Genomic DNA, 16,498 nt, shown 5'->3' with positions numbered 1-16,498 from the left:
TTATTTTGAATTATTTTAAACGAGCAGGCTCTACCCATTTAAATTGATATGAGTTTTCTGGAATTTTTATACGATCTGCTAATCGTAACATTCTTGGTGGTAATTTCATTAAATAGTCTCTAGCTTTTTCAGCTTCATCATTAAGATTTTTTATGTTTCCAATATCCCAACGATCAATTAATTTTTGAAGTATATCAACATAATCTTTAGATGTATAGACACCAATACGTTGTGCTGTATTTGAAAACTCCTCAAATGCTGTACCAATTTTATCACCAGATTCTCTAAGAAAATGTGCTGGCATCGCAATTTTTTGCTTCATCATATAATGAAAAGCCATCATCATTTGACTTGGATCCACCTCAAAAATACGCTCTACAAACTCTGAGTAAGCATGATGATGCCTCATCTCATCTCCAGAGATAATCTTACACATTTTTGCCAATTGCTTATTCCCTTTCTCTTTAGCCATTTTAGCCACACGATTGTGAGAAATGTAAGTTGCTAATTCTTGAAAACTCGTGTAAACAAAGTTTTTATATGGATCTCGATCTGTACCAATATCAAAACCATCTGCAATTAAATATTGCGTGGTTTTTTCTATTTCTTTCATATTAACACGACCAGATAAGTATAGATATTTATTGAGCACATCTCCATGACGATTCTCTTCACCTGTCCAATGTCTAACCCATTTTCCCCAACTATTACGTCCCACTTGATCAACACCTTCAACATCCATCAACCAAGATTCGTAAGATGGTAAAGCTTCTTCTGTAATCATATCACCAACTAAAACTACCCAAAAGTCATAAGGGAGTTCTTTAGAAAGCTCTCTAATTTCTCTTACCTCTTCATAAAAATTATCACTTTGAGAATTAGGTAAAAAATCTGTTGGTTGCCAAATTTTCTCTATAGGAATTAAGTATTTTTCAATGAGTTGATCTACATCTTTTTCTAGATGTTGCATCACTTCTAATCGTATGTTTTTTAAAGACATATCAATACGTTTAATGGTTAGTTAACACGAATAGCATCTGTAATTGTTTTTTCAACAGTAGCTAATAACGCTTGCTTATCTGTAAAGTTAGCGATTTCTAGGGGTTTATGAACAGTAAATTTTATATGATTTCCTATTCCCATTGGGAATTTTCCATAACGCAACATCTTCCAAGAATTATTAACTGTTATTGGCACAATCAAAGCAGATGGTGTTTTCTTCATGAGTATTTCCAAGCCTCTAGTTTTAAAAGGTTTGGGATAACCATCTTTACTTCTTGTTCCTTCTGGGAAGATTACTCCAGCACGATTTGTAGCTTCCAGATATTCACCAAACTTTATCATTGCTGGCAATGACTGTCTAGGGTTTTTACGATCTATCAACACAGATCCTCCATGACGCAAATTATAGGAAACACTTGGAATACCTTTACCTAATTCTTGTTTAGAGACAAACTTGACATGATGTTTTCGCAGATACCACATTATTGGAGAAATGTCATACATACTTTGATGATTAGAAACAATGAGTAAGGGTTTGTCTGTAGAAATCTCATAAGGATTATCCCAACTAATACGAGTTCCTAAGAGGTTTAAACATCTCATTATACAAAATTGCAAAGCATCAACGGTTTTTTTAAATGCCTGATAACCAAAAACATTAAAACAAAACCATTGAATTGGGTGAAAAAACACCAAGGTCATCCCAAAGACAATGTAGTATAAAACCGATAATGGATATGCCAAAATTTTTCTCATGTGGTAAAATTAGCCGAATGAATACAAAACACAAAAAAACCACGATTAAAAAATAGTGGTTTTTTTACTTATTTGTCTTTATGAACAAAGTGAAGATTTTTCTAGCAATGCTCATTATAAGCATCCATAAGGTTTTCAGCAATTAACTCTGCTGGACGACCTTCAATATGATGACGCTCTAACATGTGTACTAATTCTCCATCTTTAAACAAAGCCATACTTGGTGAGCTTGGTGGAAAAGGTACCATATGACCTCTAGCAGCATCTACTGCTTCTTTATCAACTCCTGCAAATACTGTAACAATGTTATCTGGACGTTTTGCGTTTTGTAAGCTTTGTCTTGCTCCTGGGCGAGCATTGGCAGCTGCACAACCACAAACCGAATTTACAACAACTAACGTCGTACCTTCTTTTGCTAAAGCAACTTCTACAGCATCTGCTGTATGTAATTCTTCAAAACCAACTTTGGTTAAATCCTCACGCATGGGTTTTACTAATTCTGCTGGATACATATATTTTAATTTTTAGATTATTATTCTGAAATGCAAAGATACGTAAAATAAGTAGTCTGTATACAGTATTCAGTTAGCAGTATGAATGGTTAGATATGAATTTTCTATAGTGAGATATTTCCGAAGAAAGAATAATAATTATCTACTAAAAGTTAATTGAAATCCGTCACTCGTAAAAGCACCTTCATCTAGCACAAGACTAGTTTCGGTTAAAATTGAAAGATTATAGATAATGTCATCAATTATTAACGACGTATTTTCATCTTCAATCAAAATTTCATAACTATAAATTCCACTTGCCAAACCATCATAAATCACTGATTCAACATTGTTATTAGTCACAGTCAACTCTTGAGTTTGTTCATCAAAATTCCAAACAATAACGCCTTCCTCATAGTTATCATCAATACCAGCTAAGCCACCTATAACGTTAATTACTGACCAGGAACCACTTAAAGTAGGCTCATTATTTGAAGATCTATCATCATCATTATTACATGCTAGAACAAAAAAGGTAACGAGTAATACATAAATACACTTTTTCATAATACGATTGATTTTATATATTAAAGATACCAAAATCCTAAAAGGTTGCGTGGATAAGTAACAAAATCAAAAAATAGTCTACTAACAAATAGTATATTTGAAATTCACAATAAATAAATCACATACATGAGTTTTGCAAAATGGATAGGAGGTGCTTTAGGTTGGTCATTTGGTGGACCAATTGGAGCTATCATTGGTCTTGCTATTGGAAGTTTAATTGATAGTTCTACTCAAGGTGGAGGTTTTTTATTAGGCGACGGAAACACGCAACAAAATCGCAGAAGGCAAACAACTTCTCGTTCTAGAACACAAACACGTACACGACGACCACAAACACACTCTGGAGATTTTGAAGTGAGCCTTCTAATCTTAGCTTCTGTTGTGATTAAAGCAGATGGAAAACAAGAACAAAGCGAGTTAGATTTTGTGCGCAATCAATTTGTGAGCATGTATGGAAAAGACAGAGCTAATCAAGCTTTTAAACTCTTCAAAAACATAAGTAAACAACAAATACCAACTAGAAAAGTATGTTTACAAATACGTGAAATGATGGATCACTCCTCTCGTTTGCAGTTGCTTCATTTTCTCTTCGGAATAGCAAAAGCAGATGGAATGGTTACTGATGACGAAGTGTCTCAGATTTATATGATTTCTGGTTATTTAGGAATTAGTTCTCGTGACTACGGAAGCATAAAAGCCATGTTTTATAATAGTACTGATAATGCTTATAAAATTTTAGAAATCACTAAAGAGGCAACAGATGATGAAGTTAAAAAAGCCTACCGAAAAATGGCTAAAAAATATCATCCAGATAAAGTGATTCACTTAGGTAAAGAACATCAAAAAGGTGCAGAAGAAAAATTCAGACAAGTACAAAACGCTTACGAGCAATTGCAAAAAGAGCGTAGATTCTAGTCTTTAACGATTGTTATCTCTCTTATTTATTCGCTTTTCAATATCCTTAAAATAGCGTTTTTCTTTATATTTTCTGTAGATAAAAACAGTGACTACGATGAGACCAAGAATCATTATTCCGCCTTGTCCTGTGATGTAATTGAGTATGTCCATGATATTTAATAAAATCTATAGTCGTAATTATGATTAAACCTTTCAATTCTAATTTGGTATTATAATTGCACAATTTTATAAAAAAATCAAGAGACCTTTTCAACTTTTGACCATTAATAAGTAAAACAGTGTATGAGTGATCAAGACATTTTAGTACTTTTTAAAAACGGTCAACGCGAGAAAGCGTTTAAAAAACTCTATCATCTGTATCCCAGAATTGAGAAACTCGTACTCTCAAAAGGAGGCAGTAAAGATGATGCAAGTGATGTGTTTCAAGAAGCACTTATTATTTTAAACCGAAATCTCGAAACTTCAAACTTTAAATTAACCTCTTCGTTTTATACCTATCTATATTCGGTATCGCGATTTGTGTGGTCAGATCTTCAAAAAAGTCATACTAAACAACAATTACAAGAACTTAATACGCAAGAAGTTCAAGTTTTTCAAGAGGTTATTGAGGAAAAAAATTACCAACTTGCCGAACATGCTTTTCTAGAAATAGGGAAACGATGTCAACAACTCTTACAACTGTTTTATCACCAAGCCATGTCATTTAAAGACATTGCCAAAGTCATGCAATTTAAATCTTCAAAAATTGCAAAAAACCAGAAGTACAAGTGCTTACAAAAAGCAAAAGACATCTATCAAACCAAATTAAAATCGGTTCAATCTTAAAAACGAAAAGCATGGAAACTTACACTCAATATATAGAACTCATAAATGATTACCTCAACAATTTACTCTCAAAAGAAGCTCGAGTAGATTTTGAAACTAAACTTCAAAATGACACAGCATTTAATACCATTTATCAAGAGCATATTGTGTTTGTAAATGGTATAGAACGCATAGAAATTAAATACGATATCCAAAAAGCAAAACGTACTTATCACACAGAGAAATGGATAAAAATTTCAGGAATTTCAATCCTAGTTATTGGAGTACTAGTGATGTTATACACTTTGGTTTTTAATACTTCGAAAATGGAGCCAACTCCAAACTCTGACTCTTTAAATACAATAATTATTGATTCTACATCTAATAAAAAAATAAGCAGCAAAACGTTTGTAGATTCTACAAAAGTCAATGAGATAGAAACAAAGTCTGAGCACGAAATTAGGTATACCACTACAACAATCTATGAAAAATTTGGAGGCACTTCAAGTACAGATTTAGAGATAAAAAAACATCCTCAAACCATTAGTTTCAATACTCAAAAAGATACTACAATTACTTGTAAAGAAGGTACGGTTTTAAAAATCACAAAAGGCTCATTTATCAATCCAAAAACAGGAAAAACGGTCACTGGCAAAGTAGATATAAAAGTGACTGAATATTATAAACTCTCAGACATCTTATTAGCAAATCTTTCCACAGTATCTAATGACAGACAACTAGAAACTGGAGGCATGTTATACATTGAAGCAACACAAGGTGATATAAAATTAGAATTAAAAGACGATAAGTCTATTGACATCTCATTTCCGACGAAAAACAAGAAAACTGGAATGCAATTATTCTCAGGAGAATGGAAAGATGAGAATATCAACTGGAAACTTCAAACAGATGATGTATTAGAAAATTTAGATATTTCCGAAGAACATATAGAAGAACTCGTAGAAGTGCCTTTTAGCGTTGTGGAGGAAGTTCCAATTTTTCCAGGATGTGAAGATGAAGTCAGTAATGAAGCTATAAAAAAGTGTACAAGTGATGCGATTTCCAAATTTATAAGGAAGAAATTTAATACTGATGTTGGTCTTGGTTTAGGCTTAACAGGAAGACAACGCATTAACTCTATTTTTAAAATTGATACTGAAGGAAATATCATTTTCATACAATCTAGAGCGTCACATCCAAGATTGAGTGAAGAAGTAGATCGTATTGTTGCATTATTACCAAAAATGATTCCTGGCAAACAACGTGGTAGAGCTGTTATTGTGCCTTACTCCTTGCCTATTAATTTTGATATTTTGGAAGATGAAGAATTAAGTAAACGCTTTGGAAGTACAACAGTTCGTGACACTTCTCTAACTGGCTCTCTTATTTCTTCGGAATCTGTAGAAATGGACACAATTTACACTAGTAATCGTGGCAGCATTGAATTTATTAGAGAAGTGATGCACGACAAAGATTTCCCTGTAGATTCTTTATTTATAAACGAATGGGAACAGTACAAAACTCAAAAATTAATTAGAAGTATTAACATAGAAACAAAACCAAACTATATTGAAAGCGCCATCGTTTTAAGAAAACCGTTAATTGAAATGGATGGTAGTAAATTTAAAATTCTGGAAGATGATTCTATTACGAGAGGTGGACACATTATTAGAGTACCCTGGGATAAAGCTCAAGTTCCATCGAGTTCTAGAGGTTATAAACTTGTACCTAAACCAATATTTCAAGCAGGAAGCAAAATGGTAACTGGTAAAGCGTTTGAAGCAAGATTAGGAGATGTAGCAGATAACACTATTTCTTCGAGAGACGTTGGTTATTATGCATTAAGAACATCAAATTTAGGCTGGATTAACTGTGATCGTTTTATCAACGGGAGAACAACCCGAATTAAATACAAACTCAAAATAAAAAATGCAGAAGGCGCAAGTGTGAATATGGTTTTTAAATCGTTGAACTCAGCACTTCCAAGTTGGTACACGAATGATGTTTATGATTTTCAAACCGTTGGAGCAAATGAAGATGTTGTTTTGGTTGCGATTAAACGTAAAGATGGTAAACTCTATTATGACATGGTAGAAACCAAAACTAAATCAAATCCGCAAATAGATTTTGACTTTAAGGAGGTAACTATTGAGCAACTAAAAAAGGCTATAGAAAATATTAAATCGTAACTTTAAATGAGATTCTTAGTTTCACTCTGAATGACATTATATATTTTCAATACAAAGTCGAATGTCATTCAGAAGTAGGCACGACTGAAGAATCTTACTTGTATTAAAATCAAATTATGAAATACCTATTAACTTTTATTGTAGTATTGAGTTCACTTTCAATGAACGCACAAAACGCTGCTGGAGTGTATCAAATAAAATCAGATTCTGAAGAGCATAGTTCAATAAGAACGCTTACCTTAAATAACGATGGCACCTTTGAGTTTCATGGTTATGATAAAAATCATGATGTCATTGGAAACAAGACTAATTATTACGGAAAAGGCACATGGACTAAAGAAAAAAAGGTCATCACTTTTTCTACGGAAGCCTCAGATCTAGATTCAAAATACACACTCGATTTTAATAATTCTAAGGCTCGATTTAATAGTAAATCACCAAGAGATAAAACAGATCGCGTCATTGCAAACTTTATTGTTTTTTATAAAACGGATGTATTTATTGCACAACGACTTAAACTATTTCAGTCTTCTACTTTATAATATTAGCTTCACACCAAGCATTATAAGCAGTTTCTAATTCTTTTACAATCTCAGGATGCGCTGCAGATACATCGTTGCGTTCTCCTGGATCATTTTCTACATCAAATAATTTAATAGTTAAATCGTCTCTAATTGGCGCAATGTATTGAGCAGATGGTTCACTTTTCCAGTGGTTTTCATTAGCGTTAGTCACTTTCCATTTGCCTTTACGTGCTGCCCAAGTTTTTTGCCATTTCCAAACTAATAACCTGTCTTCTTTAGCATCTCCAAACAAATTGATTCCGTCAATATTTGTATCTGTAATTGTTGCACCTCCTGCTTTTGCAAGCGTTGGTAAAATATCTGTAGCAGACACATATTTGGTTTCCACTTTACCAGCTTCTACAATTCCTGGCCAACTCACAGCCATTGGCACTCTAATTCCACCTTCCCAAAGTGAATATTTTCCTCCTGTTAATGGTGCATTGTTAGAACCTGTTAATGGAGAGCCTCCATTATCTGATATAAAAACAATCAAGGTATTCTTATCTAATTTTTGTTCTTTTATAGCATCTAGAACACGACCAATATTATCATCAAGGCAGTTAAGATTTGCTAAATAGTACTTTCGTAAATCGTCTGTATTTATAGCTCCAACTCTAGAATATTTATCATAATAAGCAGAGTAAGATCCTGCATCATGTTTCCCGTAAGCGACTAAACTATCTGGCTCGTAATTCGGGATTTCTTTAACGTTATACTTATCTAAATACTTTTTTGGAACTTCATGAATTAGATGATGAACTGCATTATAAGACAAGGTTAAAAAGAAAGGCTTATCACGTTTACGCTTTAAAAATTCTATAGACTCGTCTGTAAAAATATCTGTTAGATAACCTTCTTCGTAACTTTTTTCTCCCATATTATGCATCAATGGTCCAAGCAAAGCACTTGTTCCAAAAGGATCTGGAGTGCGATCTTTAATACTTTGAGAATTCAACCAATAATCATGTGCATGTGCAGAAAACCCTAAAAACTCATCGTAACCATGGTTTAATGGATATTCTCTAACATCATTTTTATGAAAATTTCGACCTAAATCATTCTTTCCTATTCTCGCGGTTTGGTAACCTGCTTCTTTTAAATATTCTGCAATGGTTTTAACATCATTTGGTAATCCTGGTCCCCAACTTGCTGGTTTATCCCATCTAAATTGATTTTTACCAGTGATGATTCCTGCTCGTGACGGACTACAAACAGGAGCAGTTACATAAGCTTGCGTATAAACAGTTCCTGCTTGACCAAGCCTTGTAATATTTGGTGTAGAAATCGTTTTATCATGACTTTCAAATGGAGAAAAATCATTATATCCTTGATCGTCAACGACAATTAATAGAATATTTGGTTTTTCTTGAGTTTTAACTATCTCCTTATTTTCTTTTTTGGAGTTGCAAGAAAATAAGACCATTAATAAAAGTACTAATACCGACTGTTTCATTTTAATCCATTTTAATTATTTACCTAATTAACAATAGTTACTTTAATATCTTTCTCTTCAAGCTTTTTTCTAATAGAGCTTGAGATACCATTATCTGTTATAATTTCATGTATTTGAGATAAATCACAAATACGTGCAAAACTCTTTTTTCCAAACTTTGAAGAATCAGCTAAAACAATAACTTTCTGAGCTGCGTTGAGCATTTTTTTATTTAATTCTGCTTCCTCTAAATTGGTAGTTGATAATCCGTATTCTAAATCAATACCATCAACACCTAAAAACAATTTACTACATGAAATGTTTTTTAAAATATATTCGGTGTAATTTCCAATGACCGAAGCAGAGCTGTGACGTATATAACCGCCAAGTTGTAGAATCTCAATGTTTTTATCATGAATTAAATTTAGCACCACATGAAGCGACGACGTGATAACTGTCAATTTATTTTTTGGTTGAATAAACTTTGAAAGTGCCTGAACCGTTGTCCCAGAAGCTATCAATATAGAATCATTTTCTACAATTCTTGAGGCTGCCATTTGTGCAATTCCGTTTTTTTCTTCTACGGAAATTTTCTCCTTATCAACAACCGTTCGCTCATTTATATAAGGGTTCTCCAATGAAGCTCCACCATGAGTTCTGTGTAATAAACCCTTTTGTTCTAAAAATTTTAAATCCTTTCTAATAGTTACTGCTGATACATCTAAAATCTCGCACAACTCAAGAACTTCGAGATGTTTTTCTTTAGCAAGTCTATTTAATATGTCTTCATGTCTCTTCATGAAAACAAATATAGCAAAACGAAATAATATGAAGTAAAATTCATTGAATTTATTTCGTTTTAAAACATTTTACTTTCGTTTACTTTCGTTTTATATAATATTTTATATATTTGAAATTAATTGTAAAAAATAAAAGCAACAGTGTTCAATAGAGAAACCTTAATAAATAAGATAAATACGAATAAAAATTGGGATGTCATCATCATTGGAGGTGGTGCAACAGGACTAGGTGTTGCCTTAGATTGCACAACTAGAGGTTACAAAACACTACTATTAGAACAAGTAGATTTTGCTAAAGGAACGTCAAGCAGAAGCACAAAATTAGTACATGGAGGTGTAAGGTATTTAGCTCAAGGCAATATTGATTTGGTTCGTGAGGCTTTATACGAAAGAGGTTTAATGCTTAAAAATGCTTCACACCTTGTGAGCAACCAATCTTTTATCATCCCTAATTACAGGTGGTGGGACAATATTTTTTATACGGTTGGCTTAAAAGTATACGATTTTCTTTCTGGTAAATTAAGTTTTGGCAAATCTGTTAGAATTAAAAAATCTGAAACCATTTCAAGATTATCAACACTAGAGACAAGCAATTTAACAGGAGGAGTTGTATACCACGATGGTCAATTTGATGACTCTAGACTAGCAATAAATATAGCTCAAAGTTGTATAGAAAATGGCGCAACAGCTATTAACCATTGTAGAGTTAAAAATCTTCTTAAGGATGAAAAAGGACTAGTTAATGGTGTTGTAGCAATAGACACTGAAACAAATATAGAATATACATTAAACGCCAAAACTGTAATTAATGCCACAGGTGTTTTTACAGATGAAGTTTTAAAAATGGATGATACATCTGCTAAAAACACGATTCGTCCAAGTCAAGGTATCCACTTGGTTTTTGATAAGTCATTTTTACCTGGAAATGATGCGATTATGATTCCAAAAACAGATGATGGTCGTGTTTTATTTTTAGTGCCTTGGCATGATAAAGTCTTAGTTGGCACAACAGATACTTTATTGGATAGCCATAGTTTAGAACCAAAACCATTAGAAAAAGAAATAAATTTTATCATTGAAACAGCTAATAAGTATTTAAATAAAGATGTCACTAAAAGTGATGTTCTAAGTATTTTTGCTGGCTTACGTCCTTTAGCAGCACCAAAAGATAAGTCTGAAAAAACCAAAGAAATCTCTAGAAGCCATAAGATTATTGTTTCAGATTCTGAATTGATTACCATCACAGGAGGAAAATGGACCACTTACAGACGTATGGCTCAAGACACCGTTGATAAAATCATTGAATTAAATAAATTACCTAACGCAACCTGTAAAACAAAAGATTTACTCATTCATGGCGCAAATGGGACTGTAGATCGCTCAAATCATTTGTATATTTATGGAACAGATAAAACCAAAATAGAGAAACTAATTCGAGAAAATCCTCATTTATCTGAGCCTTTACATTCAAGATTACAATTTACTAAAGCTGAAGTTATTTTTGCTGTAAGGCACGAAATGGCGAGAACTATTGAAGATGTTTTAGCAAGACGCGTTCGTGTTTTGTTCTTAGATGCTAAAGCTGCCATAGAGATTACACCTGTGGTTGGCGAAATTATTAGAGAAGAATTAAATGAAACAGATGATTGGCGAGCACAGCAAATTTCAGAATTTATAAAAATTGCAGACCAATACGTTTTAAAATAATATACGTTTTTCTGAAATTTTCACTTCGGAAATAAGCTAACTAAACACAATATTATGGGAAAATATATTCTTTCATTAGACCAAGGAACAACCAGCTCAAGAGCCATTGTTTTTGATAAAAAAGGTAATATCGTGTCCATGGCACAAAAAGAATTTACGCAACATTTTCCCAAACCAGGTTGGGTAGAACATGATCCATTAGAAATTTGGTCAACACAAACAGGTGTTGCTGCAGAAGCTCTTGCAAAAAAGGGACTTGATGCGCAAAATATTGCTGCTATTGGTATTACAAATCAACGAGAAACTGTTGTTGTTTGGGATAAAAAAACAGGAAAACCAGTTTACAATGCCATTGTTTGGCAAGATAAACGAACATCTGATTATTGTGACGAATTACAAAAACAAGGCAAAAATGATCTTGTTAGAGAAAAAACAGGATTGGTTATAGACTCTTATTTTTCTGGAACAAAAGTAAAATGGATTCTTGATAATGTTGAAGGAGCTCGCACAAAAGCAGAAGCTGGAGAACTAATTTTAGGAACTATTGACACTTGGTTAATTTGGAATTTCACCAAAGGAGAACAACACATTACAGATGTCACGAACGCCTCTCGAACGTTAATGTTTAACATCAACACAATGGACTGGGATGACGAGTTGCTAGAGTTACTAACTATACCAAAGAGTATGTTGCCTGAGGTAAGACAATCTAGTGAAGTTTACGGTCATACGAAATCGACATTTTATGATACAAAAATTCCAATTGCAGGTATTGCAGGAGATCAACAAGCAGCTTTATTTGGACAAATGTGTACAAAGCCAGGAATGGTAAAAAATACTTATGGTACAGGTTGTTTTATGCTAATGAATATTGGCGAGAAGCCTATTGTTTCTCAAAACAATTTATTGACAACAGTTGCCTGGAAAGTGAATGGAAAAACTACGTATGCACTTGAAGGTAGTATTTTTATAGCTGGAGCAGTTGTACAATGGTTACGTGATGGTTTAAAAATTATTAGAAATTCATCGGAAGTAGAAAAACTTGCAGCTTCTGTAGATAGTTCAGATGGTGTATATTTTGTTCCAGCTTTTGCAGGTCTAGGTGCTCCTCATTGGAATCAACATGCCAAAGGAACCATGTTCGGTTTAACAAGAGGAAGTACAGACGCACATATAGCTCGTGCTGCTTTAGAATCTATTGCATTTCAAACTATGGATATTTTAAAAGCAATGGAAGCTGATGCAGATATTTCAATTAAAGAATTACGTGTAGATGGTGGAGCTACGATTAATAATATGTTGATGCAGTTTCAATCTGATGTACTAAACACACAAACCGTTAGACCTAAAATAGTAGAAACTACTGCAATGGGAGCAGCATTTTTAGCAGGCTTAGCAGTTGGTTATTGGGAAAGTACTGACGAAATTCAAGATATTTGGCAAATTGACAAAACCTTTAAACCTACTAAAGACAGAGCAGAAACCGAAACCAATATTAAAGGTTGGTACAGAGCAATTGATGCTTTAGAATACTGGACTACTAACGAATCTAAATAAAAAAAGATGACACCTTTTATAGCAGAAATTATTGGAACAGCAATCTTAATTTTATTAGGTGGAGGCGTTGTTGCCAATGTTGTACTTAATAAAACAATAGGTAATAATAGTGGCTGGATCGTTATTACTACAGGATGGGCTTTAGCTGTTTATGTTGCGGTAGTCATTGCAGGACCTCACAGTGGCGCGCATATTAATCCAGCGGTAACCGTCGCCTTGGCAGTAGCTGGAAAATTTCCTTGGACTGATGTACCACTATTTATTTTAGCACAAATGATTGGCGCTATGATTGGATCTTCAACTGTTTGGTTAACTTATAAAAGTCATTTTGATGCTACAGAAGATGCAGATGCAAAAAAAGCTGTTTTTTGTACCGCTCCAGCAATTAGAAATACATTTTCAAACTTTTTCAGTGAAGCCATAGGAACTTTTGTATTACTATTTACCATATTTTATTTCACAGATGCTAATATTACAGAGACAAAAACTATTGTAGGTCTAGGTTCTCTTGGAGCTTTACCAGTCGCTTTTTTAGTTTGGTCAATTGGCTTGTCTCTTGGAGGCACAACTGGCTACGCAATTAATCCTGCGCGTGATTTAGGTCCAAGAATCATGCATGCTATTCTCCCAATTAAAAATAAAGCAAAAAGTGATTGGTCATATGCTTGGATTCCTGTTTTAGGACCTTTAGTTGGTGGCACTTTGGCAGCAGTACTCATGCTTTTGCTTTCTTAAAACACTCTATAAATTATAAAATAATATATGCCAATTCAAATTGAATTGGCATTTTGTTTGTTAACTTTCTAAAAGTATCTTTACAAGACAGATGAAACATATTTTCTCAATAATTATTTTGTTTTTAACCTTGTCGCTCCAAGCACAAGAGCTACCTCCTATTGAGAAATTTACAGCTATAGATTATGGTGGTGATAATCAAAATTGGATGATTTCCCAAAGTGAAGACAAATTTATTTATGTTGCCAACAACAAAGGTTTATTAGAATTTAATGGCTCTGTTTGGAATAGTTATGTATCTCCAAATAATTCTGTTTTGCGAGCTGTAAATGTTATTGAAGATAAGATTTATACAGGTTGTTATGAAGAATTTGGATATTGGAAAAAGAACGATTTAGGACTGTTAGAATACACATCTTTAATTCCGAAGTTAAAAAATATAAACTTAAAAGATGATCAAATTTGGAACATCATAACTTATCATGAATGGATTTTATTTCAATCTAGTCACGGATTATATTTTTACAATAAAACAAACGACACATTTAAAATTATTTCTTCGGAAAACATTATTTATAAAGCATTTCTTGTTGGCGACCATATATATTATCACGTTGCAAAGGAAGGTCTTTATAGAATTATTGATGGAGAAGCTAAATTAATTAATAATGAGCCTGTTGTTTTAAAAGATAGAGTGATTAATATTTTTGAACATAAAAATCAATTACTATTACTCACCAGAAATTCTGGATTTTACTTTTTGGAAAATGACACCCTTAAACAATGGGACGTTTCAAGTTATTCTAAGCTAAAAGAATATAGTGTTTTTAATAGCATTAAGCTTGATGATGGAAGTTTTATTCTGGGTACAATTTCTAATGGAATTCTAAAAATCAACAAAAGTGGTGATATTGAATATATTATAAACCAGAAAAAAGGTTTGGTTAATAATACTGTATTGTCACTTTTTGAAGATCAAGATCGTAATGTTTGGGCTGGATTAGACAATGGCATCAATTGTATTAATGTTACATCACCAATTAGAACTTTCATAGATTATGAAGGCGTTTTAGGAACCGTTTATTCTACCATTATTTTTGATAACAATCTATATGTTGGAACCAATCAAGGTCTATTTTTCAAAACATTAGCATCAAAAAATCAAGAATTCACTTTTATTGAAGGTACAGCTGGTCAAGTCTGGACTCTTTATAACGATAATAATGAAAACCTAATCTGCGGTCATCATCTTGGGACATTTTTAATTCAAAATAATACTGCAAAAAACATAAGCCCTGTTTTAGGTGCTTGGAATTTTAAAAAAATACCTAATCATGAAAATCTATTATTACAAGGAAATTACAACGGATTATACATTTTAGAAAAAACTGAAGACCTATGGCATTTAAAGCATAAAATTGAAGGGTTTAATAATTCGGCTCGATTTTTCGAAATTAACAGCAATAACGAAGTCTTTGTAAATCATGAATACAAAGGTTTATTTAGCATGAAAATTGATGAATTTTTTGAGAAAATTGATGCTGTAAAACTTCACCCAGAAGTACCAACTAGTAATAGTTCGAGTTTAATATCCTATCGGAATACGATCTTATACGCAGCAAATGAAGGAATTTTTAAATATGAAAAAGAAAAATCCATATTTAGTAAAGACACTTTAATAAGCAAATTATTAATTCCTGAGCAGTATACGTCAGGCAAAATGGAAATAGACAAAACAGGTAAGCTCTGGCTGTTTTCTAAAAACAATATCAGTTTTATAAAAAATGATGATCTCACTAATAAACCAGAAATCACAAATATTCCAATTCCTTCTCATTTGAGAGCAGGAGTTTTGGGGTTTGAGAATATTCAGCAAATTGAAAATGAAACTTACGTATTAGGAACCTCCAATGGCTACCTCACTTTAGATTTATCAAAAGCAGAAACTCAAAAAGAGTTTACGATCTATATTAAAGACGTTTCTATTAAAAATTTAGAAGGACAAGTAAAACAACTGCCTATCAAAAATAATGGAGTTTTTGAGCACAAAAAAGAGATTTTAACGTTTAACTATTCTGTACCGCAATATGACAAATATCTAGATGTAAAATATCGATATCGCTTGGACGGACATATGGAAAAATGGAGTGATTGGTCTAATAAAACTTCTATTCAATTTGAAAACCTAACTTTTGGAGATTATGTCTTTGAAGTTAAAGCTATGGTTGGCAATCAATTATCTCAAAATACAAGTCGTTATAGTTTCAAAATCAATAGACCTTGGTACATTTCAAATGTAGTACTTGCAATTTATTTGTTGGCTCTAATTGGTATTGGATTCTTAATTCACAAAGCTTATAAGTTTTACTACATTAGAATATTAAAGCATGAACAAATTAAGAATGAAAAAGCGATTATTCAGATAAAAAATGAAAAATTAAATCAAGATATAGAAAGTAAAAATCGTGAACTCGTAATTTCTACAATGAGTATCATTAAAAAGAATGAGCTCCTAAGTAAAATAAAGAAAGAACTAAAGAAAAGCAACACGAATAAAGATATAGAAGATGCCATAAACCTTATAGATCACAACTTAAATAATACTAAAGATTGGAAATTCTTTAAACAAGCGTTCAATAATGCAGATAAAGACTTTTTAGATAAAATTAAAGCCAAGCATCCAGATTTAACACCAAATGATTTACGTTTTTGTGCATACCTAAGGCTCAATTTATCGTCAAAAGAAATAGCTCCACTACTCAACATTTCTACTAAAAGCGTTGAAACAAAAAGATATCGACTACGAAAACGATTGAATTTAAGTCATGATGACAGCTTAGTTAATTATATCCTAAAATTTTAAGACCTTGACAACCTGTTTTTTTACCTAGACTTTACCACTACAAGGCAACTATTAATCCTTATTTTTATTGATTTTTAAAAATTTAACTTTAATCTACTTTTTATAGTATTT

Annotated in this window: 15 protein-coding genes; 8 read left to right on the top strand and 7 right to left on the bottom strand. The window is 32.5% G+C overall.

The features are described from left to right. Positions 1 to 10: 10 nt before the first annotated feature. The 4 genes from IM744_RS01185 to IM744_RS01170 all read right to left on the bottom strand — a co-directional run bounded on the left by IM744_RS01185 (position 11) and on the right by IM744_RS01170 (position 2,816). Entirely contained in the window at positions 11 to 1,000 is a 990-nt protein-coding gene (locus IM744_RS01185; RefSeq protein ID WP_194506252.1) for an acyl-ACP desaturase, read from the bottom strand. A 17-nt stretch (positions 1,001 to 1,017) separates the two neighbouring features. Further along, positions 1,018 to 1,758 carry a lysophospholipid acyltransferase family protein gene (locus IM744_RS01180; protein ID WP_194506251.1) on the bottom strand — a complete coding sequence of 247 codons (741 nt, stop codon included), beginning with the start codon at positions 1,756 to 1,758 and terminating at the stop codon, positions 1,018 to 1,020. 101 nt (positions 1,759 to 1,859) lie between these two features. Further along, on the bottom strand, positions 1,860 to 2,270 hold the full coding sequence (locus IM744_RS01175; protein ID WP_194506250.1) for a BrxA/BrxB family bacilliredoxin: 411 nt from the start codon (positions 2,268 to 2,270) through the stop codon (positions 1,860 to 1,862). 138 nt (positions 2,271 to 2,408) lie between these two features. Next, complete coding sequence (locus tag IM744_RS01170; RefSeq protein WP_194506249.1) at positions 2,409 to 2,816, bottom strand: hypothetical protein; 408 nt, start codon at positions 2,814 to 2,816, stop codon at positions 2,409 to 2,411. A gap of 126 nt (positions 2,817 to 2,942) precedes the next feature. Here IM744_RS01170 and IM744_RS01165 point away from each other — a divergent pair, with 126 nt between their 5' ends. Beyond that, on the top strand, positions 2,943 to 3,731 hold the full coding sequence (locus IM744_RS01165) for a DnaJ domain-containing protein (RefSeq protein ID WP_194506248.1): 789 nt from the start codon (positions 2,943 to 2,945) through the stop codon (positions 3,729 to 3,731). Positions 3,732 to 3,734: 3 nt separating this feature from the next. Here the strand turns inward: IM744_RS01165 and IM744_RS01160 are convergent, their stop codons facing one another. After that, complete coding sequence (locus tag IM744_RS01160) at positions 3,735 to 3,884, bottom strand: hypothetical protein (protein WP_194506247.1); 150 nt, start codon at positions 3,882 to 3,884, stop codon at positions 3,735 to 3,737. Between the two features lie 132 nt (positions 3,885 to 4,016). Between IM744_RS01160 and IM744_RS01155 the strand changes: the two genes are divergently transcribed. The 3 genes from IM744_RS01155 to IM744_RS01145 all read left to right on the top strand — a co-directional run bounded on the left by IM744_RS01155 (position 4,017) and on the right by IM744_RS01145 (position 7,269). Then, positions 4,017 to 4,559: an RNA polymerase sigma factor gene (locus IM744_RS01155; RefSeq protein WP_194506246.1), complete on the top strand. Its 543-nt coding sequence runs from the start codon at positions 4,017 to 4,019 to the stop codon at positions 4,557 to 4,559. 11 nt (positions 4,560 to 4,570) lie between these two features. Beyond that, complete coding sequence (locus IM744_RS01150; RefSeq protein ID WP_194506245.1) at positions 4,571 to 6,727, top strand: energy transducer TonB; 2,157 nt, start codon at positions 4,571 to 4,573, stop codon at positions 6,725 to 6,727. A 116-nt stretch (positions 6,728 to 6,843) separates the two neighbouring features. Further along, positions 6,844 to 7,269, top strand: a complete 426-nt coding sequence (locus IM744_RS01145; protein ID WP_194506244.1) for a hypothetical protein — start codon at positions 6,844 to 6,846, stop codon at positions 7,267 to 7,269. Here the strand turns inward: IM744_RS01145 and IM744_RS01140 are convergent. Continuing rightward, positions 7,259 to 8,746 (bottom strand): sulfatase family protein, encoded by a 1,488-nt coding sequence (locus IM744_RS01140; RefSeq protein WP_194506243.1) that lies wholly within the window; start codon positions 8,744 to 8,746, stop codon positions 7,259 to 7,261. The two genes, IM744_RS01145 and IM744_RS01140, sit on opposite strands and share 11 nt — an antisense overlap. Before the next feature lie 23 nt (positions 8,747 to 8,769). Continuing rightward, on the bottom strand, positions 8,770 to 9,525 hold the full coding sequence (locus tag IM744_RS01135) for a DeoR/GlpR family DNA-binding transcription regulator (RefSeq protein ID WP_194506242.1): 756 nt from the start codon (positions 9,523 to 9,525) through the stop codon (positions 8,770 to 8,772). A gap of 141 nt (positions 9,526 to 9,666) precedes the next feature. Here IM744_RS01135 and IM744_RS01130 point away from each other — a divergent pair, with 141 nt between their 5' ends. From IM744_RS01130 to IM744_RS01115, 4 genes are all read left to right on the top strand, one after another. Then, the gene (locus IM744_RS01130) at positions 9,667 to 11,232 is read left to right on the top strand and encodes a glycerol-3-phosphate dehydrogenase/oxidase (protein ID WP_317175375.1); all 1,566 of its coding nucleotides are present in this window, start codon (positions 9,667 to 9,669) and stop codon (positions 11,230 to 11,232) included. A 54-nt stretch (positions 11,233 to 11,286) separates the two neighbouring features. After that, entirely contained in the window at positions 11,287 to 12,789 is a 1,503-nt protein-coding gene (glpK, locus tag IM744_RS01125; protein WP_194506241.1) for a glycerol kinase GlpK, read from the top strand. A 6-nt stretch (positions 12,790 to 12,795) separates the two neighbouring features. Then, positions 12,796 to 13,524 carry an MIP/aquaporin family protein gene (locus IM744_RS01120; RefSeq protein ID WP_194506240.1) on the top strand — a complete coding sequence of 243 codons (729 nt, stop codon included), beginning with the start codon at positions 12,796 to 12,798 and terminating at the stop codon, positions 13,522 to 13,524. Between the two features lie 91 nt (positions 13,525 to 13,615). Then, positions 13,616 to 16,387 (top strand): helix-turn-helix and ligand-binding sensor domain-containing protein, encoded by a 2,772-nt coding sequence (locus IM744_RS01115; protein ID WP_194506239.1) that lies wholly within the window; start codon positions 13,616 to 13,618, stop codon positions 16,385 to 16,387. Positions 16,388 to 16,498 lie beyond the last annotated feature (111 nt).

It is taken from the genome of Psychroserpens luteus (assembly GCF_015319355.1).
GTDB lineage: Bacteria > Bacteroidota > Bacteroidia > Flavobacteriales > Flavobacteriaceae > Psychroserpens > Psychroserpens luteus.
Note: the sequence above shows the minus strand (reverse complement) of the source record. Positions and strands in the feature narration are given on the sequence as shown.